Raw genomic sequence first — 21,224 nt, 5'->3', positions numbered from 1 at the left:
ATTGACGTATGAAACCACTTGTCATTGCAGGAAAAACCTTCCATTCACGCCTGTTTACAGGCACAGGAAAATTCAGCTCCAACGCCCTAATGGCCGATGCCATTGCCCATAGCGGCAGTGAACTGGTGACCGTTGCACTCAAACGGGTCGATTTGGACACCCCACACGACGATTTGCTGGATCATCTCAACCTGCCGGGCGTCAACTTGTTGCCCAACACGTCGGGCGTGCGCACAGCCAAAGAAGCCGTATTTGCCGCTCAAATGGCGCGTGAAGCGCTGCACACCAATTGGGTGAAACTGGAAATACACCCCGACGCCCGCTACCTGATGCCCGATCCCGTGGAGACCCTCAAAGCCACCGAAGAACTGGTGAAACAGGGTTTTGTGGTGATGCCATACATCCACGCCGACCCGGTGCTGTGCAAACGCCTCGAAGAAGCCGGGGCAGCCGTGGTGATGCCCCTGGGAGCCCCCATTGGCAGCAACAGTGGCCTCATCACACGCGAGTTTCTGCGCATCATCATTGAGCAATCCAACATCCCGGTGGTGGTGGATGCCGGCATCGGACGCCCCTCGCACGCTGCCGATGCCATGGAAATGGGTGCCGACGCTGTGCTGGTGAACACCGCCATCGCCGCCGCTGCAAACCCCGTGGCCATGGCCGAAGCCTTTAAAATGGCTGTCGAAAGCGGACGACGAGCCTACGAAGCCGGTCTCCCGGGCATCTCAAACAAGGCACATGCCACAAGCCCATTGACAGCTTTTTTAGATTAATTCATGCTTCAACGATCATCTTTGCTCTGTGCCTTTGTGCCTCTGCGTTAAATCATAAAAACAATGAGTTTCTATCACGAGATACAAAAAATCGATTGGCCATCAGTCACTGCGGCCATCTATGCCAAAACCTCTTTGGACGCGGAACGGGCGCTCAAAAAAACACATCGCGACAATGACGACTTCATGGCACTTCTCTCTCCTGCCGCCACGCCCCTGCTGGAAGAGATGGCACGGCAAAGTCATGCCATCACCCGACAACGATATGGCAACGTCATTCAGTTGTACATTCCCATGTACCTGTCGAACTACTGCCAAAACAGATGTGTTTACTGCGGCTTTAGCGGTGCCAACCACATCACGCGCAAGGCATTAACCATCGAGGAGATGCAAGCCGAAGCAGCCTTCATTCGTCAGGATCCATTCCGTCACATCTTGCTGGTGACCGGCGAAGCCCCTGCGAAAGCCGGGGTGGACTATTTTAAAACAGCCATCGAAACCATGAAGCCGTGGTTCAGCCAAATATCTTTGGAGGTACAACCGCTCGAAACAAACGAGTACGCCCAATTGGTAGAGCATGGCCTGCACGCTGTGTATGTGTATCAGGAAACCTATCGTGAAACAGCATATCCCAATTACCACCCCTTTGGAAAAAAAGCCGATTATCGTTTCCGCCTCGAAACACCCGACCGCTTGGGACAAGCCGGCGTGCGCAAAATAGGGCTGGGCAACCTCATCGGACTGGAAGACTGGCGCACCGAAGCCTATGCCACCGGTATGCATCTGCGCTACCTGCAACGACAATACTGGCAAACCAAGTATTCCATTGCCTTCCCTCGTTTGCGTCCTTTTGCCGGAGCCGGGTTTCAGCCCAACTTTACCACCACCGAGCGCGACCTCACCCAGCTGATATGCGCCTATCGCCTGTTCGATGCAGATGTGGAACTATCGCTCTCGACCCGTGAGAGTCCCCGTTACCGCGACAACGTATTCCCCCTGGGCATCACCGCCCTGAGCGCCGGCTCTAAGACCGGTCCCGGCGGTTACTCCGGCTCAAACGAGCTGGAACAGTTTGCCGTGCACGACGACCGATCACCCCGCCAAGTGGCCGACATGCTGCGTCAACGTGGTTTTGAACCCGTTTGGAAAGACTGGTCACTCTTCCTTCAGGAAGAAATGGTCAGAGAATAAATTTAAAATCATGTCAGAGGTCAAAAAAGTCGCAAGATACAGGACAAAGAAAATAAACAATCAATGAGATATTCGCGTCACCTCCTCGTAGATGAGTTTACCCAACATCACCAACAAAAACTGGCCGATGCTTCTGTCGTGGTAGTTGGCGCCGGAGGCCTTGGTTCTGCGTTGCTGATGTATCTGGCTGCAGCCGGCGTGGGACATTTGGGAATTATTGATTTTGATGTGGTGAGCGAAAGCAACCTCAACCGTCAGGTGCTTTACAACCATGATGACATTGACTTACCCAAGGCCGATCGTGCGACTGCCCGCATCCGCAAATTGAACCCCACATGCCGGTTATCCGTTTTTAACCTAAAAATATCGAACGATAACGCCACAGACATCCTGCGAAATTATGATGTGGTGGCCGATGCCACCGATAACTTTGCCACCCGGTATGCCCTTGACGATGCTTGTCGAAAATTGCATAAACCCTTTGTGTACGGCACAGCCGAGCAATGGACAGGCCAGGTGTCGGTATTTCATTACGGCAAAGCAGGCGGCTATCGCGACCTGTATCCCGATATGCCAACAGCCACTCAACAACCTCCCGGCGTGATGGGGCCTATGCCGGGAGTGGTGGGAACGCGGCAAGCTCTGGAAGTCATCAAAATCGTCACAGGATTAGGTGAACCACTGGCCGGAAAATTATGGATGATGGATACCTTGAATAACATGGACTGCCTAATCAACATTTAACGAATCGTCAACACGGTAAATGATGACAACGAGAAATCCTTTACAATGCCCTCCCGTTAAAAGTATTTCCTTGCGCAACGTCACCGGTTTCAATGCCCTTCAAGAGCCAATGCTTGCGTTGTGCTGATGTGCCATGCGTAAAGGAATCGGGCGTAATGTAACCCTGACTGTTCATCTGAATCTGATCGTCCCCAACAGCCACTGCGGCATTGAGAGCCTCATCCATGTCACCGGCTTCCATCATTTGTTTCATCTTTTGAGCATGATGCACCCAAACGCCGGCAAAAAAATCAGCTTGCAGCTCCAGTTTCACAGTGAGGGCATTCATCTCTTTCTCAGAGGCTTTTGAGCGTGAATGATTTAACTTATCCATTGTTCCTAAGAGGTTTTGAACATGATGCCCCACCTCATGAGCAATGATGTAGGCCACGGCAAAATCACCTTCGGCACCTAATTTTTTCTGCAACTTTTCGAGAAACTGCAAGTCGAGATACACTTTTTCATCACCCGAACAATAAAAGGGGCCCGTGGCGGCCTGTGCATAACCACATGCCGAGTTAACCGAACCACGAAACAAAACCAGCTTCGGTTCCCGATATGTCAACCCCTGATCGTTAAACAAGCGATGCCACACATCCTCGGTATCGGCAAGCACCACCGACACAAATTCGGTCATCTCACGCTCATGTTCGGAGAGTTCAACAGCTTCCGTTTGACCCGATGTCTCCCCACTATTCATGAGGTTAAGCACCTGCATGGGATTACCGCCCAAAAAATAAACGATGGCGGCAATGATCAGTGTGCCAATGATTCCTCCTTTAAAATTCAACAATCCGGATCCTTGCTTCCCGCGTTGATCTTCTACATTGCTGCTTTGACGGCGTCCTTTAAATTTCATATATTTATAATTTGTGATTCAATAGCCACATGTAACTCGCCAATAATCATGCTCCTAAATGATTAAGTCATTCACTTCGTCGATTTGGCGATTCCCATGGCTCGTTTCATCATTGTATTTTTTGGTAGATGATCTTTGATTCTTCAGCGTCGATAAGGTTGGCAACAAAACAGACGATAAACATCTCACTCTTCACATCAAAAGTCATTAACCTTTTGATTTAGATGCATAATTTAAGATGTTTTGACTGAAAATCAATCTATTTTTTGATGAAGGATGCTGATTGAGGAATGCTATATCAATGTCGTTTAATTAAGAGAAAAAGACATAAGACGATGAGACAGATGATGAGATGAAAACAGATGTTTAGATGCGTTCTCTTCGTCTCTTCAATCAAATCTATCTGTCTTTAGTCTAATCATCTTCTTGTCTCTTTTGTGAATCGCACTAACTAAACGATATTGAATGCTATTTCTCCAAAAAAGTCATGAATTGCGATCTGGTTGGGATATCCAGGTAGGGATAAGTCACTTTTGAAAGATGCAACCCTTGGGGAAGCGCCGACTTAATGGAGGACGGCGTTTTTTTATCCGCCAGAATGGTTTCAAACGCTTCCACGGTCAGTTTCTTCTGCCCTATCTCCAACAGCTTGTGAACGATGATTCGAATCATTCCTCCCAAAAAACGATTTGATGAAATATGAAATTGCATTCGTTCCCTTTTGTCATCCGTTAACAGCCAAGCCTCTGAAACGTTGCAAATGGTGTGATCGTTTTTATTGGGCTTTTTACAAAGCGCATAATAGTCGTTATATCGAGGTAGAATAGCCACCGCTTGTTGCATCAAGTCAACATCCAGTTCGGCTAAATTATATAAACTGCTAATGGGATGTAAATACGGATCTTTATAGCTGTGCATCAAATAATCGTACGAGCGACTGATGGCATCAAACCGGGCATGTGGCAAACCATGCATGGTAAATATGTCGTATATGGAAATATCGGGCGGCAGTCGCTTATTGAGACGATACATCAAGTCGAAGTCCCAAGGATCTGCCACGTCCATGTGAAAGAAATATTGCGAAGCGTTCACTTGCGCATCAGTGCGTCCACAACCCACAATTTCAATGGGTTGCTTAAGAATGGCGGTGAGTGCTTCTTCAATCACTTGTTGCACCGAAATAATGCCCGGCAAACGTTGCCAACCACGATATTGAAAACCGTTGAAACCGATGTGAAGGAAATATCTCAATGTCTTATGAATGGATCTCGTTGACTGAATGCATTTTTTGCAAATGTACGATTCCCATTCAAACAATTTTGTGCTGGTTTTGCGAATTTTTCAAGCATCACATCACATGCAGTGATCATATCCTCATCAGTCGCTTTGCCGCCTCGATCAGATAATCATCGCTTTGTGCAAGATTAAAACGCAGCATACGACTCTTGCTCTTTTCGTGCAAATAGAGACTCAACGGGCTTGCCGCAACACCATGGTCTTTGATGAGTTGCACGGCAAATTCGCGGTCGGGAATGTCGGCAATGGCTGAATAGTCGAGCATCTGAAACCAAGTGCCACTGCATGGCAACCGCTTAAACCGACTCCCCTCCAGATGTTTGGTGAAAAGGGTGTTTTTATGGTGAAACAGGTTTGACGTACCCGGGTTATAAGCCGGTGTTTCCATGTAATGGAGCAATGCGTTTTGCAAAACGGGATGGGTACTGCCCCCCATCATGGCAAATACACGCCGAATCTCTTTCATGATATCAGATGGCGCCATACAATACCCCATTTGCCAGCCTTGCGCCTGATACACTTCACCAAACGATCGCACCACCACACTTTGGTCGGCCAGTTTGGGAAACATACTCAGGCTCTGATGCGGTTGGCCGTCAAAAACAGTGTGTGCCATACTTTCGTCACAAAGCACCACTATTTTAGTCCCTGAAATAAGTTTCTGCAGCCGAATGATGTCGAGCTCGCCCAACACACGTCCGGTGGGGTTGTGTGGCGAGGCGATGATGATCATGCGCGTTTTGGTGCTAATGGCCTTGTGCACGTTTTCCCAGTCAATGGCAAAGTCGGGTTCCGAGAGACGGATGGTGGTGGGCTGACCGGCATTGAGTTCCACCACGGCACCATAATTTCCGGCAGTGGGCTCAAAAACAATTACCTGATCACCTTCGCGAACGATGGCCGAGATGGTTGCATACATGGCCTGTTCACGCGATCCGCAAATGGTGATTTCGGTTTGGGGGGCGTATTGATGCCCGGTTCTAAGGGCTGTGCCTTCAGCGATCTTTTCACGCAGACTCAGGTTGCCAAAAGGTTCCCCTGTGATGTGGCTCTCATCGAGCCAATGCCGTCGGATCATCTGATCAATATCATCAGGAACGGGCAACGACGGGTAATGACCGGCCAGGTTAATGGCTCCGTGCTGCTCGGCCATGGCCATAATGGCATCGTAGAACGACGGGTCATAATTCGAAATTTTTGAAGAGATCATGGAGGTTGTTTTAGTCGGGTATATAAGGAGACCTATTTCGCCCGGCAAATTGGGAGAGTCCGATTGGCGAAATTGGCTCACTCAATTTACACCTTTTACCCAAAATAGCCATCGAATAATTATCAACAACCTGTTCATAAATAGATTCCCTGCAAGATATCCAACGACTTAACGCGTCCAAAACCGGGAAGATGCAGCGCGTAAAAATCAATCATATATTCGGCCAAACGGTTTCGCTGCTCACTGTTGACAGGCACAGAGGGGTTGCTATCCGGTTCAAACACATTGACCCACAAACCACACAAATCTGATGGAACCGACTGGGGAGAAGGCGTCAAATGGCCCGAGAAAACGCCATTTTCCAAATCAAACCAATGGTCGGGCGAATAATGAGACAAATCGGGGTAAAAACCGAGATAGCGTGTGAGTCCGGCCAAAAAAGTGAGGTGATAATTCCCAGAACGGGGCATGGCATCAAGATCCCTGACTGATTGTTCGATGAAACCGAAAAGCGAGGGATTTGCTTCCTCCTCGCGCAACGAACGCCGCATCATTTCGGTAATGAAAAAAGCAATGGAACGTTTGGTTTGATCAAACGGGATAGAAACAAAAGGCAGTGCCACCTCAAACTCCTTGATGCGCTGAATCTCCTTGCCCTGCTTGTGGTACACCTGCATGGACAACAACGTGAGGGGTTGAAGCAACACGCTTTTTCCCTTGTTGCGGGTCGATCGCACCCCATTGACCATATACGACTGTTGACCAAAATGTTCGGTATAGATATGCACCACAGCACTGGTTTCGCCGTAACGCACATGATTGAGTACAATGCCGTTGGTTGCGTGAATCATGATAATTGAAGGTAACCCATTCTGCAAAGTAATGGATTTTTACAATGCTGTGGATGATTTAGATGTGGAAAGTGTCTGCGAATTCGTTCCCCAAAATGCCCAATCATTCCTCCTAATTGTTACAAAAAACCACCGGATGTATTTTCCAATTGATTACTATTGTAAAGTAATCTTTATACCAACTCATCATCCATGAAAAAATTCGTGAAGCTTTTTGTCCTGTTGCTACTTCTAAGCACAATTGTGACCCCTGTTCAGGCACAACTGTACCAACCCGATCAACCGGTACCCTTCGACCCCAACGTGGTACATGGCACCCTCGCCAATGGCATGCGTTACTACATTCGCTCGAACAAGAAACCCGAAAAACGTGCAGAATTCTACATCGTGCACAACGTGGGAGCCATCCTCGAAGAGGACAACCAAAACGGCCTGGCACACTTTACCGAGCACATGGCCTTTAACGGCACCAAGCATTTCCCCAAAAAGGCATTGCTTAATTACCTCGAAACCATTGGCTGCAAATTTGGTCAAAACGTCAATGCCTTTACCGGTCAGGATGTGACTTGCTACAATATTGGCAGCGTGCCCATCACCCGCGATGGCATCATCGACAGCTGTCTGCTCATTTTGCACGACTGGTCCAATTACATTGCGTTTGAGGCCGAAGAGATTGAATCGGAACGAGGGGTCATCCTCGAAGAATGGCGAACTCGCGGCAGTGCACAAGCTCGTATGAGCGACAAGCTGCGCCCAATCATCTATGCCGGATCAAAATATGGACAACGCAACGTGATTGGTGATACAGCCGTTATCAACCACTTTGATCATCAGGCGATTTTCGACTTCTACCATCAATGGTATCGCACAGACTTACAAGCCGTTATCGTAGTAGGTGATTTTGACGCCAAAATGATGGAACAAAAAATTATCGCGCGCTTTTCAGCCATCCCGGCCGTTGAAAACCCAGCCCCCAAACCCGTTTACGGCGTTCCCGACAACGACCAACCCATCATTGCCATGGCCACCGACCCCGAAGCCACAAACACCAATATCTCCTTCTATATCAAACACCCGGCCACGCCCGATTCGCTAAAAAACCAACAATACCTGCGTCACAACATCCTCACCAATTTTATTGGTCAAATGATGAACGTGCGCCTGAGCGACTTACTTAAAAAAGAGTCGGCGCCGGCCATCACGGCAAATGTTGGCATGGGTGGATTTTCGCCCACCACCAAAGTGCTGTATGCTTCGGGAACAGCCAAAACCAATCAAACGCTACCCACCTTCGAGATGCTGCTGACCGAATGCCGCCGCATGCAACACCACGGCTTTACGCAACCGGAACTGGAGCGTGCCAAAGCCAACTTTCTTCGCTCAATAGAGTCGCGCTTCATCGAACGTCAAAACCGTGAACACAACAGTTATGTGTGGGACTATTACTCTCACTTCACCCAAAACGCTCCCACATGCGACATCGCCTACTACCGGGACTTTGTCAAGGAAGTGGTACCCGGCATTTCGGTGAACGAAATCAACACACTGACCGCGTCATTTTTCACCGAAAAGAATGTCATCATCACCCTCACCGCCCCTGAAAAAGAGGACATTCAGGTACCGTCACAAAACGAACTGCTGGCGATGTACGAAGCTTCGAAACATCAAAAAGTCGATGCTTACGAAGAAAAACTTCTGGCACAATCGCTCATAGAAACGGTGCCGCAAAAAGGCACTGTGGTGAAAGACGAAAAACTGAAAAAATTCGACGTTCACCAATGGACACTGTCAAACGGCATCAAAGTGATGGTGAAAAAGACCAATTTCAAAGAAGATGAAATCCTGATGAATGGCCAAAGCGATGGCGGCATGAGCCAACTGGAAGATGACCTGTGGCTCTCGGCCGTACTTATGCCCACACTCGTTGGCGAAATGGGGATGGGCAACCACACCACGTCGGATCTTCGGAAGATGCTGGCCGGGAAACGCGTATCCACAGGCATCGCATTGGGCGACGACCGTGAAATCATCAGCGGAAACTGCTCGCCCGACGACATGGAACTGTTGCTCCAACAAGTACATCTTCGCTTTACCGCACCCCGTTTCGACCGCGAAGCCTTTGATGCCTACATGGCTCGTCTCAAGCCTTACCTCCAATACATGGCACTGAACCCCGATGCGGCCTTCCGCGACAGCGTGACGGCCTTGCTCACCAATCGCCATCCCCGCATCAAATCCATCTCTACAGAAGCATTGGAAGCAGTCACCTTCGAACGAGTGGAGCAGATATACCGCGACCGGTTTTCCGACCCTGCTGACTTTACGTTTGTGTTCGTAGGCAACATCGACATGGACAAACTCAAACCGCTGGTCGAAACCTACCTGGGATCGCTGCCTGCCGGAGCTCGCAAGGAAACGTACATCGACAGGGGCGTCAGAACGCCTGCGGATATGGTTCGTACCCGCTTCGACAAAACCATGCAGACACCCAAAACATCAGTGTTCGCATACTACAGTGGCCCGATAAAATACACCAACGATGATATGCTCCATATCTCGGCCATTAAAAACATACTCGACATCCGCTACGTTGCATCCATTCGCGAAAAAGAGGGCGGAACCTATGGCGTGAGTGTCAGCGGAAGCTGCGAAAAACAGCCCGAGAAAAAGGCCGAAATCACCCTCTCGTTCAATACCGACTCAGCCAAAGCTGAGCGAATGCTCTCGCTATTGCATGAGGAAATCAACAACCTCATGACCCAAGGGCCTTCGGCCGAAGACGTTCAAAAGACCAAAGAATTATTCCTGAAATCATTCACCGACCGGCAAATTGAAAATGGCTATTGGATGTCAAACATCCTCAACAACTACCTTGAGGGCATTGATCGACACACAGGTTACGAAAAAGGCGTGAAAAAAATGAGCCCCAAAACCCTCCAACAATTTATGGCCAAAACATTCTCGCCCAATCGAATGCTTGAGGTGGTGATGATGCCCGCTGCACAACCATCTTCCACTCCCGACAGCGAGACGTTAAGCAACAAATGATAAAATTTAATACAAAGACTGATTTACCTATAACGCATTAATAATCGTTACCTTACAGCATCTTAATGCCATTATAAACGATTTGAATATTGAGGAACTAAAAAACGCAAGACACCGACACCTTTGTCGGCCTTGCGTTTTTTTATTTCGTCATCATAAAATGTTCTCTCCCTCTAAACAAACTACTATATAATTCTTTTGAGTTATCTGCTTTTTAATTTGAACACAGGTATAATCAGTATCTCAAACGCACAACACAACTTAAAAATAACTCTGAGCCTACTATATAACTCTTTTACCGAGTGGCACTGAGGCTTCTTCTCCTCACTGGATCTCATCTTATCTCACTGCAAATCAGCGTTAGTTATTAGTTCGTTAAGTAGAGGACAATGATTAAATGCTGAGTTATCTGCTTTCATATTTAAACGCAATCTATTAATCAAACCAACTCAGCGCCTTCGCGCCTCAGCGTTTATTTTGACTCTGTGTTCATTGAAAACTCTATATGAGCAACAGCCCTAAGATCTCACACATCATTCATAGACAGAAAAAAGATGTCACAAGCAACGTTTGTATAAAACCGCAGTGTTTCCCTGTTCATTGAAAACACTGCGCTACAATCAAACACAGGGCAACTAAATTCTATTATTCAGACTTTAAACTCCGCTGCCTTATTTTTAACAGCAACAGCACAATGGTCACAAAACTCAACAACGCCATCCAGCCATTCGAAGGTGTTTCGGAAGTAATGGGATTAAAATCAGGACTCTTGGAGCGCTGATAATAAAAGGCACCCAATGCAAAAAAGTTATTGACAAAATGTGCTGCCATGGGTAACCAAAGCGACTTCCCCCAACGAAACAAATATCCCAACAACGCGCCCAACAACACACGGGGCAGAAATGTCTCAAACTGCAAATGAATGGCACTAAAGATAATGGCCGTCACCCAAATGGCCACATGCCCCCTGCCCCACCACTGGGTGAGCTTTTGCTGTATCACACCCCGAAAGAACAATTCTTCGAAGATGGCCGGCAACACAGCCATAATCACCACATTGAGTATCATTACACGCCAGTCGGTGGTGTTAAGAAACAAAAAAGTCAGGTCGGCAACCTCGCGTTCCTTGCTCACCATCCATTGACGTGTGTCGTCAAAAGGCAAATAAGTAAACATCTGTTGGTTGAAATGGGCACTCCACCCAATTAACGGCTGACTGATGCCAATGGCCACCATGGCCAAAATAAACAAACGCCCCTGTTGAGGTCCCTTAAAGGCTGAAAAATCATCTTCGTTACCAAACAGAGAATAAAAGGTGAGCACCGGAACAAACATCAAACCAAACACTTGTGCCACTTGTGCCATTCGCAAAAAATCAGGATTCCGCATCATCTCACCCGCCATCGCGGCAACATCCGAACCAAACATAGCTACCGCAGCGGCCGACGTCAACAAACTGGCTATCAGCGTACCGATGACAACAAAAACAATAAACCACACCAATTGAAGATAGGGATGGATGCTAGAGAAACGTGCGTTCATGAATGTAGGGGTTAATGGCGGCGATGCAAATACGGTCGCCATGCGATTATTTTTTATGAAAGGCCAAATATAATACAACACGTCCCCATCTACAAACAACATCACCTCGAGCTACCGTGCCGAAAGCCCGAGGTAGCAGGTCATCCGATGCTCCTCCGAACGGCCGTCGGCGTAGTCGATTCGTACCCATACCACATACACGCCGGGAACCATCCTTTGCCCCTGATCGCCGGTTCCGTCCCAACGAAAGCGCTCCCCATTACCCACCAACACGTGGTTGGCCAGTTGTTTCACCGGCAACCCTTCTTTTGAATAAATCCGCAGCGTTACATTGCCTCCTGCAGCATTCTCCGCAAGGTCGATGTATAAGTAGTCATCCGTCCCATCCATATCGGGAGTAAACAGTTGTGGCGTTAACGAGACATACGAATCTGCCGCAATCTCGCACGTTGACTGACTGTTATGGTCAGTGGGTGTAGAATAGCCCCGCAGCGAAGAAGCACTACTCCAGTTGCAAGAGCTTTGCGTCGCTCCAGAAACAGACATCCTCTCCAAGCTAACGCCCACTTTTGATGCCAAGGTGGGATGATGCCATGTCTCTAAGTAAGTAACGCGATCGATCTCACTCCCTGACCGATCCGTGATTGCCACATCGCCACCTTGGTCAGGCATCGATGGCAAACTCACGCTCATCACCCGCCAGGGATAGGCGCAATGATGATTTGACAACGTGGCATGCCGATTGGCCGAAAACACCCAGGGCTCTCCCGGCAACATGGGGATGGGATCAGTTGACAACGAAACAAGTTTTTCAGGCACATCATCCTTCATCGCAGTCAAATACAACTGATTCATCAACACAGCATGATTGGAGACGTTGATCACTTCAACAAAATCCACATCCTCCGCAGAGGGATTAAACATTAACTCATTGAACTTTACATCTCCTAACAAAGGAGGTTTCGCATTCATAAAACGGGATACAAATCCATGAGTGAGGCCATTACAGGCATAATCAGTCAACGTTCCATCAAACGAAAGTTCAAACAGTTGCCCAATGGTCGGAGGTGTGGCAAAGCGGATGGTCAACGATTTCCCGTAAATGCTGTCGGGTATCAAACTGCTTAAAAAACACGTTGGTTCAAAGGTTAAATCATCCATTTGCAAACGGATCAAATCCATCATGGGTTCAGAAAAACAAACCACCAGTGTGGTATCGTTGGGCAACAACAGCTTGTCGATGGCAGGCGCAACAACGTCGCGGTAAATGGCATCCACACTGTTGAGCAACCCGGGCGTGCCTCCGTTTGTCGAAACAGAATAGTGCCAATTGTCGGGCATACCACTCCGATTGTCGCAGTCAATAATCTCTAACGACCAACCGCCTTGAGTTTTAAAGGTACCATCCTGCCATTGTTCATCATAGCAAATGGCATCTAACACCAAATTTCCAGCATCCAGTAGCACTATTTCACCAGCTGTTTTGGGTAGCGTTGGCAAGCCCTTAACCTTCAAAACAGGACAAGGCCATTGAGTTGTATCATCCTTCACAAGCACCACAAAATCATGTGATGGAATATGAACCGAAGGCAAAACGTACCGCTTTTCATTGATAACAATGGCATAATCCTCACCTTCAAGGTCAAAATCACTGCGATTGTAAAGCTCAATGTACGACCGATCAGGCAAGTTAACCGGTGGGGCAGGATCTGTCATTAATTCCGTAATGACCAAATCATAACGCTCGGGAACAAAACAGGGCACAACCAACTCAGGCATATCAAAAGGGTCACCATGGGCATCATATAACCTCCCCAAACGAACCTGATACCGTGTCCGGTTGATTGGCGCTACAGTGAATGGAACAACTAACGTGGTGTTGTTTACCCACTTAGGTGTACCAGGCGTACTTAACAATGGCACTGCATCAATGCGAATACCCGCCACATTCGTTTCATCCATTGGTGTAGAAAAAACGACCACCAAACTCATGTTACGAAAAAAAGCCTTGGTCACTTTGGTTGCTACATAATTGATGAGAACAAGAGTGTCCTTCATCACATTCCCTTCCAAATCGGTAATGCCCGACAACCGCATCTGCCCACTGAACCCATCGGCCAATGGCGTTGCAACATGGCAAGTTGCTTTATTTGGTACAGAGGGATCAAATTGCAACATCACTTGCTCAGCGTCAATCAATAAAGCAGTTGCTGAGGTCAATAATACCGGCTCTGAAAAATGACATTCTATTAATTGTTGATTGCGAACCCTAAAATCAATCAATTGGGGCGGCACGCGATCCTTGAGCGGACTGCCTGATACCACCAGGTTGTCGAACCAAAACTTATTGCTGCGTGTGTTCGTGTACTTACAATAAATGCCACACCATCTTGGCGACTCAATGGGATGCGACAATGCACTGCCTTCATGAAACCATTGCCCATCAATAAAAGTCTCAAGATTCCAGCCACTTTGGTTCGAATAGGTTACTCGTACAGAAACATCAACATTGTTACGCGCCAGTCGATGGCTCTCGCCGTTAATAATACACTGAGACTGTCCATTGTCTATACGGCAAAGGCTGACGTTGTCATTGGCCTGACCAATGGCCACAAACCATCCGTTTTGCACAAGTGCAGGGTCAGGCGCATCGGCAGCAATATAAAACCTGCAAAAATTTTGCGACGAAGGGTCAAAACCCATTTTTACATCACATTGCCATTGTCCATCCTCGATGGCCGAACTCGGGAACATGACACAAGCATCCGACGTTTCACCGAGAGCATTGAGTTGTAACATGCCATCGGGAGTCAGTTGAAATTTTTCAGGAGTGCCACATCTCCCTGATGACGTGAGTTCATCAATGTTCGAAAACGTCAAACTCAACTGTGCATGTGCTTCGACGCCAAAAGCCAAAAAAAACATTAAAATCCACTTCATACACTGTTTCATGAATGATTAATCCCTATTTTTGCATTTTACCTCAAGGGCAGAGCTCCAACAATTTAAGGAATGGCCCGTTAACCGAAAAATATTTTTTAAACCAATAGAAAAAATGAAAGTAGCTGTTGTTGGTGTGAGTGGCGCAGTAGGGCAGGAATTCCTGCGCGTATTGGCCGAGCGTCAATTTCCTTTAGACGAACTGGTATTGTTTGGTTCGGCAAGAAGTGCCGGAACGGTTTATTCGTTCCGAGGCAAGGACATCGTGGTGAAAGAGTTACAACACAACGATGATTTCAAGGACATCGACATTGCCCTCACCTCTGCCGGTGCAGGCATCTCAAAGGAATATGCCGACACCATCACCAAATATGGCGCCATCATGATTGACAACTCCAGCGCTTTCCGCATGGAGAAGGATATCCCGTTGGTGGTTCCCGAAGTCAATCCCACCGATTGCGCCAATGCGCCCCGACGCATCATTGCCAACCCCAACTGTACCACCATTCAGATGGTTGTGGCCATCAACGCCATCGAGAAACTCTCGCACATCAAGCGCATCCACGTGTCGACCTACCAGGCTGCCAGTGGTGCCGGTGCAACAGCCATGGCCGAACTCGAAGAACAGTTCCGTCAGGTGGTAAAAGGCGAAGAGGTAACCGTGTCGAAATTCCCATATCAGTTGGCCATGAACATCATTCCCCAAGTGGACGTATTTACCGACAACGGTTACACCAAGGAAGAGATGAAAATGTATCACGAGACACGCAAAATCATGCACTCCGATGTGGAAGTGAGCGCGACTTGCGTGCGTATTCCCGTGATGCGGGCTCACTCGGAGTCAATTTGGCTTGAGACAGAGCAACCCGTTTCGATAGAAGATGCACGCAAAGCTTTTGCAGCGGCTCCGGGCGTAGTACTCATGGACAACCCGGCTGAAAAACAATACCCCATGCCATTGTTCCTTTCCGGCAAAGACCCGGTTTACGTGGGACGTGTGCGCAAGGACATCTCGAACTCCAATGGCCTCACCTTCTGGACTGTTTCGGATCAAATTAATAAAGGTGCTGCCCTTAATGCTGTGCAGATTGCCGAATACATGATTGAGGCAGGGTTGATAAAAAAATAACCTCTCAAGCATGACACACAAAAAAGGCTGTCCTTAAAGGGCAGCCTTTTTTATGATCAAAAATGAATTATTCGTTGATGTAAAATTTTGAATCTAAAAAGATTCAAATAATCACAATGCCAACACCTTATCGTAAAAGTCGTTAAAGGCTGGGATATAAGTCTCCTCGTCGTGATATTCTAAAAATGGTTTACCCGATTTTTTGGCATAGTGACTCAATTCAGGGTTAATCTCCTTGCTCCCCTGAATTACACCGTCAGACATATTGATAGCCAACTTCATCAGGTTCACGAAATTACATGGACGCAATACTTCCAAGTCCTTATCTTCTACCCCTTCGAGTTTCAGTTTTTCCTTAAAGGTATCCTCAAAAACCAACGTGAAATCATCATCATAAATGGAAACAATGATTTTGGCTTTGGCAAAATGAGGGTCATCGTACATGTTCTTCTTGATATACAAGGGCGCTAAAGCGGTGAACCAACCATGACAGTGAACGATATCGGGACACCAGCGCAACTTTTTAGTGGTCTCGAGCGAGCCGCGAGCAAAAAAGATGGCTCGTTCGTCGTTGTCCTCAAACTCGTTGCCCTTCGAGTCAGTGAGGGTATGACGGCGTTGAAAATAATCCTCGTTGTCGATAAAATAAATTTGCATTCGCGCCGCTTGAATGGAAGCCACCTTAATAATCAGCGGATGATCTGTTTCATCAATGATCAGGTTCATCCCCGAAAGACGAATAACCTCATGGAGTTGGTTGCGACGCTCATTAATACAGCCAAAGCGGGGCATAAAAGTGCGAATCTCTTTACCCAGATCCTGAATGCCTTGCGGCAAATAGCGGCCAATTTTGGACATTTCGGTTTCCGGAAGGTAGGGCGTAATTTCCTGTGAAATGAATAGAACTTTGGCTTTTTCCATTTGACTTGGTGTGACTTTTATGAAATAAAAAACAGCGCAAAAATACAAAAAAAAGCCCATTCTACAAAAGGCACACAAGACCGACATTATCAGACCAATGCACCTGCCGGGATGTTGAAAGGGACATCGGCAGAGGACAAAAAATGTTAACCCCCCGTTCGTTTATAAGATTTTTCCTTTCTTTGCGAAAAATTTTTTCACGCCATGATAGTTGTAAAAACAGTCGGGGAGTTGCAGAACGTTGTGAAAGAACATCGTCAAGGCGGCGCCCGGATTGGCTTTGTCCCCACCATGGGTGCCCTTCATGCCGGCCACCTGAGCCTGGTAGATGAAGCTGCCCGAAGCTGTGATTTAGTGGTGGTATCGATATTTGTGAATCCCACGCAATTTAATAACGCGGCCGACCTTGAGAACTATCCGCGCACGCTCGACCGCGATGTGGCGTTGCTCTCCGGCACAGCTTGTCGTTTGGTTTTTGCTCCCTCGGTCGCCGAAATGTACCCCGAACCCGACACACGGGTCTTCGACTTTGGTGAGCTGGACAAAGTGATGGAAGGCAAACATCGTCCGGGTCATTTCAATGGCGTGGCACAAGTCGTCAGCCGACTCTTCGACATGGTTCGCCCCGACATGGCCTTCTTCGGGCAAAAAGATTTTCAGCAACTGGCCATCATCGTTCAACTGGTGAAACAGTTGCAACTGCCGGTTCAAATTGTCCCCTGCCCCATCATTCGTGAAGCTGACGGCCTGGCCATGAGTTCGCGCAACACCCTTTTGACACCCGAACAAAGAAAAATCGTGCCTGTGATTGCCAAAACATTAATGGAATCATGTAACTTTGCCGGTCACCGTTCCGTTAAGGAGGTCAAAAATGAAGTAACAGCCACAGTGAACAAATCAACGGGTTTAGAGGTTGAATATTTTGATATCGTGGATGGTTTTTCGCTACAAAGCATTGACAACTGGGACAAATCCGATTATATTGTAGGTTGCATCGCGGTTTTCGCCGGCAACGTCAGACTGATAGATAATATCATATACAAAAAAAAGTAAATCATGCTTATTGAGGTTGTTAAATCGAAGATTCACAATGTGTCGGTCACCGAGGCAAACCTGAATTACGTGGGCAGCATCACCATCGACGAGGCTTTGATGGAAGCCTCCAACATTATTGAAAACGAAAAGGTACAGGTGGTCAACAACAACAATGGTGAACGTCTCGAAACTTACGTCATCAAAGGGGAACGAGGCAGTGGAGTGGTTTGCCTCAACGGCGCCGCAGCCCGTAAAGTAGCCGTTGGCGACGTCGTGATCATTATTTCATACGCCACCCTCGAGTTTGAAGAGGCTAAAAAATTCAAGCCCACCTTCATCTTTCCCGACACACAAACCAATCAGTTGATTTAATTCGATTGCGATCATAAAAAAAACCCGGCAGAACTATGTTTGCCGGGTTTTTTCATTTAAAAAGGTTCCCAAAAAACCACATCAAACACGACAAAAAACCGTTCAATGACCGAATCTAAATCAACAACGGGCAATTCACCCCGGAATTTGACACAAAAAACCACTTACAACGGTCAATATTTGACGATTCATCATCCTATCAATGGCCTAAAAGTGCTATTTTTAGCACCGAAGAATATGGTCAGAAAATAAAACACTTAGAGATGAGCGAAATTGATTGGAGCAACCTGAGTTTCAGCTACATGAAAGCTGATTACAATGTCCGTTGCTACTACCGGGACGGCAAATGGGGTGAACTGGAGATTCATTCCTCCGAGATGATTAGCATGCACATGGCAGCCACCTGCTTGCACTACGGTCAGGAAGCCTTTGAAGGTCTCAAAGCTTTTGAAGGGAAAGATGGCAAAGTGCGTGTATTCCGTATGGAAGAAAACGCGCAGCGCATGATAAACTCAGCCAACGGGTTGCTGATGGCTCCGGTTCCGGAGGAACTCTTTTGCAATGCCGTGCAAAAAGCCATCGAACTGAACAAACGCTTTGTCCCTCCATACGAATCAGGGGCTTCACTTTATATCCGTCCGCTGCTCATTGGAACCGGCGCCAAAGTAGGTGTGTCACCTGCCGACGAATACCTGTTCATCATTTTTGTGACCCCCGTTGGCCCTTATTTCAAGGCCGGTTTTAAACCCACTAACATGATGATTACGCGCCTTCACGACCGTGCTGCACCACTGGGTACAGGCAACATTAAAGCCGGAGGCAATTACGGGGCGAGTTTGGTTGCCGGCGAAGAAGCCCATCACAAAGGCTATTCCGCAGTGCTTTACCTGGACAGCCGCGAGAAAAAATTCATCGATGAATGCGGCCCAGCCAACTTTTTTGGCATTAAAAACAATACTTACATCACCCCCGAGTCAAAGTCCATATTGCCATCGGTCACCAACAAGAGTCTGTTTCAGTTGGCACAGGACATGGGCTTAAAAGCCGAACGCCGCCCCATTCCCCTCGAAGAACTTGAAACGTTTGAAGAAGCCGGAGCTTGTGGTACCGCTGCTGTCATCAGCCCCATTGGTAAAATTGATGACATTGACACCGGAAAAAGTTACATCTTCAGCAAAGATGGCAACCCGGGAAAAAATTGCGAAATGCTCTATAAAAAACTGCGCGCCATTCAATATGGTGACGAACCCGACCCTTATGGCTGGGTAACAGTCATCGAAATCTAAGCACGCTAATGTGACCATTTACGAACCGGCACACTTTCTCATTAGAGGGTGTGCCGGTTTTTTCATTACCATCAAAATGCAAAAAGCACGACCCAGGTCGTGCTTTTAAATATGTTACGAAAACTCATTTTACAGAATGAGCATGGCATCGCCATAGGTTCCAAAACGGTACTTTTCTTTCACCGCCTCTTTATAAGCATCCATCAACAAATCATAACCTGCAAAAGCACTGGTCATCATCATTAATGTGGACAATGGGAGATGAAAGTTGGTAATCATGCAGTTGGCCACATTGAAATCGTAAGGAGGGAAAATAAACTTATTGGTCCATCCCTCAAAAGGCTTCACGTGGCCGAAGGTCGAAACCGAGCTTTCAAGCGTGCGCATCACCGTGGTTCCCACGGCACACACTTTGCGACGGTCGTCCTTACCTTTGTTGATGATTTCGGTGGCCTCCTGGGTAATCATGATTTGCTCAGAATCCATCTTATGCTTGGTCAAATCCTCAACATCCACGGCACGGAAATTACCAAGACCGACGTGCAAGGTCACCTCTGCAAAATGCAAACCTTTAATCTCCAGTCGCTTGAGCAACTCCCGACTAAAGTGCATTCCCGCAGTTGGGGCAGCAACCGCACCTTCGTGCTTGGCAAAAATGGTTTGATAACGCTCGCGATCCTCAGGAACCACATCGCGCTTAATAAACTTGGGAAGAGGCGTTTCGCCCAGTCCATATAAAGTTTTCTTAAACTCCTCGTGACTGCCATCAAATAAAAAACGCAAGGTACGACCACGCGAGGTGGTGTTGTCAATCACCTCGGCCACCAAACTGTCGTCTTCACCAAAATAAAGTTTGTTACCAATGCGGATTTTTCGAGCCGGATCCACCAACACATCCCACAATCGCATCTCACTATTGAGCTCACGAAGCAGAAACACTTCAATTTCGGCTCCTGTTTTCTCTTTGTTGCCGTAAAGTCGTGCCGGAAACACTTTGGTGTTATTGAAAACCATCACGTCCTGATCATCAAAATAATCAATCAAGTCTTTAAAGATCTTGTGCTCAATGGTTTTCTTTTCTCTATCAACAACCATCATACGTGATTCATCACGGTTATCAACCGGGTGAAGGGCGATGAGTTCTTCGGGGAGCTTATACTTAAACTTTGACAGCTTCATACCAAAAACGTTATTTAAAAAAATAGTTATTAACAAGGCATCCGGCTAAGCCGGGATACCTTATACGGAGCAATTACTCATTTGTTTCAGCCAATTGCAAATTTCTCACAAAATTTTCAATTTTCTGAGCCCCATCCAAAGAAAATTCACCAATTCGTGTGCGAATCAACCCGGTAAGATGGGCACCCGATGAGAGCGCCTGTCCAATGTCGTGGGCTAACGACCGAATGTAGGTGCCCTTGGAACAATGAACCCGGACAACCAATCGAGGCATCTCAAAGTCAAGAATCTCTAAGGCGTGAATGGTAATGGGACGGGGCTTGAGCTCGACCTTGTCGCCACGACGGGCCAAATCGTATGCTTTTTCGCCCTTAATTTTGATGGCCGAATAAATGGGAGGCATCTGTTCAATATCGCCTTTAAACTGGCACAACACCGCTTCAATCACTTCGCGAGTGATGTGCTCCGTGGGAAATCGATTGTCAACGTTCGATTCCAAATCGTAAGTTGGCGTAGTGGCACCCAGTTCAATGGTTGCCACGTATTCTTTGTCGAGTCCGCTAAGCTGATCGATGCGTTTGGTGGCTTTACCGGTGCAGACAATCATGAGTCCGGTGGCCAACGGATCAAGCGTGCCGGCATGTCCCACCTTAATGTTCTTCTTGCGCAGGGTATGTTTGAGTTTAACCCTGATTTTATTCACCAAATCAAATGAAGTCCATTCGTATGGTTTGTCGAAAAGCAGCATTTCGCCCTCGAGGTAATCTATCATTGTATGTTGTTAATGGTTGTAATGCTCTGTGTTT

General features: G+C 47.3%; 17 protein-coding genes. 8 read left to right on the top strand and 9 right to left on the bottom strand.

Annotated elements, in window-relative coordinates; translation table 11 throughout:
- Positions 1 to 8: 8 nt before the first annotated feature.
- The 3 genes from LX69_RS03835 (at position 9) to LX69_RS03825 (ending at position 2,711) form a co-directional block, all read left to right on the top strand.
- Positions 9 to 776, top strand: coding sequence for a thiazole synthase (locus LX69_RS03835; RefSeq protein ID WP_111444497.1), 768 nt, complete (start codon positions 9 to 11; stop codon positions 774 to 776).
- 63 nt (positions 777 to 839) lie between these two features.
- Entirely contained in the window at positions 840 to 1,967 is a 1,128-nt protein-coding gene (thiH, locus tag LX69_RS03830) for a 2-iminoacetate synthase ThiH (protein ID WP_111444496.1), read from the top strand.
- A 63-nt stretch (positions 1,968 to 2,030) separates the two neighbouring features.
- On the top strand, positions 2,031 to 2,711 hold the full coding sequence (locus LX69_RS03825; RefSeq protein WP_111444495.1) for a HesA/MoeB/ThiF family protein: 681 nt from the start codon (positions 2,031 to 2,033) through the stop codon (positions 2,709 to 2,711).
- Positions 2,712 to 2,751: 40 nt separating this feature from the next.
- On the opposite strand, the gene ypfJ is transcribed toward LX69_RS03825, so the two are convergent.
- The 4 genes from ypfJ to recO all read right to left on the bottom strand — a co-directional run bounded on the left by ypfJ (position 2,752) and on the right by recO (position 6,966).
- Positions 2,752 to 3,609 carry a KPN_02809 family neutral zinc metallopeptidase gene (ypfJ, locus tag LX69_RS03820; RefSeq protein WP_111444494.1) on the bottom strand — a complete coding sequence of 286 codons (858 nt, stop codon included), beginning with the start codon at positions 3,607 to 3,609 and terminating at the stop codon, positions 2,752 to 2,754.
- 468 nt (positions 3,610 to 4,077) lie between these two features.
- Positions 4,078 to 4,860 (bottom strand): tRNA pseudouridine synthase A, encoded by a 783-nt coding sequence (locus LX69_RS03815; protein WP_111444521.1) that lies wholly within the window; start codon positions 4,858 to 4,860, stop codon positions 4,078 to 4,080.
- A 115-nt stretch (positions 4,861 to 4,975) separates the two neighbouring features.
- A complete protein-coding gene (locus tag LX69_RS03810; protein ID WP_111444493.1) occupies positions 4,976 to 6,115 on the bottom strand; it encodes an aminotransferase class I/II-fold pyridoxal phosphate-dependent enzyme in 1,140 nt (379 codons plus the stop codon).
- Positions 6,116 to 6,249: 134 nt separating this feature from the next.
- Entirely contained in the window at positions 6,250 to 6,966 is a 717-nt protein-coding gene (gene recO / locus LX69_RS03805) for a DNA repair protein RecO (protein ID WP_146260631.1), read from the bottom strand.
- Positions 6,967 to 7,158: 192 nt separating this feature from the next.
- Between recO and LX69_RS03800 the strand changes: the two genes are divergently transcribed.
- Complete coding sequence (locus LX69_RS03800; RefSeq protein ID WP_111444491.1) at positions 7,159 to 10,014, top strand: insulinase family protein; 2,856 nt, start codon at positions 7,159 to 7,161, stop codon at positions 10,012 to 10,014.
- Between the two features lie 645 nt (positions 10,015 to 10,659).
- On the opposite strand, the gene LX69_RS03795 is transcribed toward LX69_RS03800, so the two are convergent.
- Positions 10,660 to 11,598, bottom strand: a complete 939-nt coding sequence (locus LX69_RS03795; RefSeq protein ID WP_170124225.1) for a CPBP family intramembrane glutamic endopeptidase — start codon at positions 11,596 to 11,598, stop codon at positions 10,660 to 10,662.
- A gap of 69 nt (positions 11,599 to 11,667) precedes the next feature.
- Positions 11,668 to 14,496, bottom strand: coding sequence for a T9SS type B sorting domain-containing protein (locus tag LX69_RS03790; RefSeq protein ID WP_170124224.1), 2,829 nt, complete (start codon positions 14,494 to 14,496; stop codon positions 11,668 to 11,670).
- A 115-nt stretch (positions 14,497 to 14,611) separates the two neighbouring features.
- Here LX69_RS03790 and LX69_RS03785 point away from each other — a divergent pair, with 115 nt between their 5' ends.
- Positions 14,612 to 15,625 (top strand): aspartate-semialdehyde dehydrogenase, encoded by a 1,014-nt coding sequence (locus tag LX69_RS03785; RefSeq protein WP_111444488.1) that lies wholly within the window; start codon positions 14,612 to 14,614, stop codon positions 15,623 to 15,625.
- 111 nt (positions 15,626 to 15,736) lie between these two features.
- Here LX69_RS03785 and LX69_RS03780 read toward each other — a convergent pair whose 3' ends face one another.
- On the bottom strand, positions 15,737 to 16,546 hold the full coding sequence (locus LX69_RS03780) for a glycogen/starch synthase (RefSeq protein WP_111444487.1): 810 nt from the start codon (positions 16,544 to 16,546) through the stop codon (positions 15,737 to 15,739).
- Positions 16,547 to 16,750: 204 nt separating this feature from the next.
- On the opposite strand from LX69_RS03780, the gene panC reads away from it, so the two are divergent.
- The 3 genes from panC (at position 16,751) to LX69_RS03765 (ending at position 19,239) form a co-directional block, all read left to right on the top strand.
- On the top strand, positions 16,751 to 17,599 hold the full coding sequence (panC, locus tag LX69_RS03775) for a pantoate--beta-alanine ligase (protein WP_111444486.1): 849 nt from the start codon (positions 16,751 to 16,753) through the stop codon (positions 17,597 to 17,599).
- 3 nt (positions 17,600 to 17,602) lie between these two features.
- On the top strand, positions 17,603 to 17,953 hold the full coding sequence (gene panD, locus LX69_RS03770; protein ID WP_111444485.1) for an aspartate 1-decarboxylase: 351 nt from the start codon (positions 17,603 to 17,605) through the stop codon (positions 17,951 to 17,953).
- Positions 17,954 to 18,216: 263 nt separating this feature from the next.
- Positions 18,217 to 19,239, top strand: a complete 1,023-nt coding sequence (locus LX69_RS03765; RefSeq protein ID WP_111444484.1) for a branched-chain amino acid aminotransferase — start codon at positions 18,217 to 18,219, stop codon at positions 19,237 to 19,239.
- A gap of 129 nt (positions 19,240 to 19,368) precedes the next feature.
- On the opposite strand, the gene queA is transcribed toward LX69_RS03765, so the two are convergent.
- Positions 19,369 to 20,418 carry a tRNA preQ1(34) S-adenosylmethionine ribosyltransferase-isomerase QueA gene (gene queA / locus LX69_RS03760; protein ID WP_111444483.1) on the bottom strand — a complete coding sequence of 350 codons (1,050 nt, stop codon included), beginning with the start codon at positions 20,416 to 20,418 and terminating at the stop codon, positions 19,369 to 19,371.
- 73 nt (positions 20,419 to 20,491) lie between these two features.
- Complete coding sequence (truB, locus tag LX69_RS03755) at positions 20,492 to 21,190, bottom strand: tRNA pseudouridine(55) synthase TruB (protein WP_221621264.1); 699 nt, start codon at positions 21,188 to 21,190, stop codon at positions 20,492 to 20,494.
- Positions 21,191 to 21,224 lie beyond the last annotated feature (34 nt).

This window comes from Breznakibacter xylanolyticus (genome assembly GCF_003254275.1).
In the GTDB taxonomy this organism is placed as follows: domain Bacteria; phylum Bacteroidota; class Bacteroidia; order Bacteroidales; family Marinilabiliaceae; genus Breznakibacter; species Breznakibacter xylanolyticus.
Note: the sequence above shows the minus strand (reverse complement) of the source record. Positions and strands in the feature narration are given on the sequence as shown.

What these genes read in the sequence shown, in the direction of transcription:
- LX69_RS03835 (WP_111444497.1), top strand. Translation starts at nt 9, where the DNA reads ATGAAACCACTTGTCATTGCAGGAAAAACCTTCCATTCACGCCTGTTT.
- thiH (WP_111444496.1), top strand. Translation starts at nt 840, where the DNA reads ATGAGTTTCTATCACGAGATACAAAAAATCGATTGGCCATCAGTCACT.
- LX69_RS03825 (WP_111444495.1), top strand. Translation starts at nt 2,031, where the DNA reads ATGAGATATTCGCGTCACCTCCTCGTAGATGAGTTTACCCAACATCAC.
- ypfJ (WP_111444494.1), bottom strand. Translation starts at nt 3,609, where the DNA reads ATGAAATTTAAAGGACGCCGTCAAAGCAGCAATGTAGAAGATCAACGC.
- LX69_RS03810 (WP_111444493.1), bottom strand. Translation starts at nt 6,115, where the DNA reads ATGATCTCTTCAAAAATTTCGAATTATGACCCGTCGTTCTACGATGCC.
- recO (WP_146260631.1), bottom strand. Translation starts at nt 6,966, where the DNA reads ATGATTCACGCAACCAACGGCATTGTACTCAATCATGTGCGTTACGGC.
- LX69_RS03800 (WP_111444491.1), top strand. Translation starts at nt 7,159, where the DNA reads ATGAAAAAATTCGTGAAGCTTTTTGTCCTGTTGCTACTTCTAAGCACA.
- LX69_RS03795 (WP_170124225.1), bottom strand. Translation starts at nt 11,598, where the DNA reads ATGGCGACCGTATTTGCATCGCCGCCATTAACCCCTACATTCATGAAC.
- LX69_RS03790 (WP_170124224.1), bottom strand. Translation starts at nt 14,496, where the DNA reads ATGAAGTGGATTTTAATGTTTTTTTTGGCTTTTGGCGTCGAAGCACAT.
- LX69_RS03785 (WP_111444488.1), top strand. Translation starts at nt 14,612, where the DNA reads ATGAAAGTAGCTGTTGTTGGTGTGAGTGGCGCAGTAGGGCAGGAATTC.
- LX69_RS03780 (WP_111444487.1), bottom strand. Translation starts at nt 16,546, where the DNA reads ATGGAAAAAGCCAAAGTTCTATTCATTTCACAGGAAATTACGCCCTAC.
- panC (WP_111444486.1), top strand. Translation starts at nt 16,751, where the DNA reads ATGATAGTTGTAAAAACAGTCGGGGAGTTGCAGAACGTTGTGAAAGAA.
- panD (WP_111444485.1), top strand. Translation starts at nt 17,603, where the DNA reads ATGCTTATTGAGGTTGTTAAATCGAAGATTCACAATGTGTCGGTCACC.
- LX69_RS03765 (WP_111444484.1), top strand. Translation starts at nt 18,217, where the DNA reads ATGAGCGAAATTGATTGGAGCAACCTGAGTTTCAGCTACATGAAAGCT.
- queA (WP_111444483.1), bottom strand. Translation starts at nt 20,418, where the DNA reads ATGAAGCTGTCAAAGTTTAAGTATAAGCTCCCCGAAGAACTCATCGCC.
- truB (WP_221621264.1), bottom strand. Translation starts at nt 21,190, where the DNA reads ATGATAGATTACCTCGAGGGCGAAATGCTGCTTTTCGACAAACCATAC.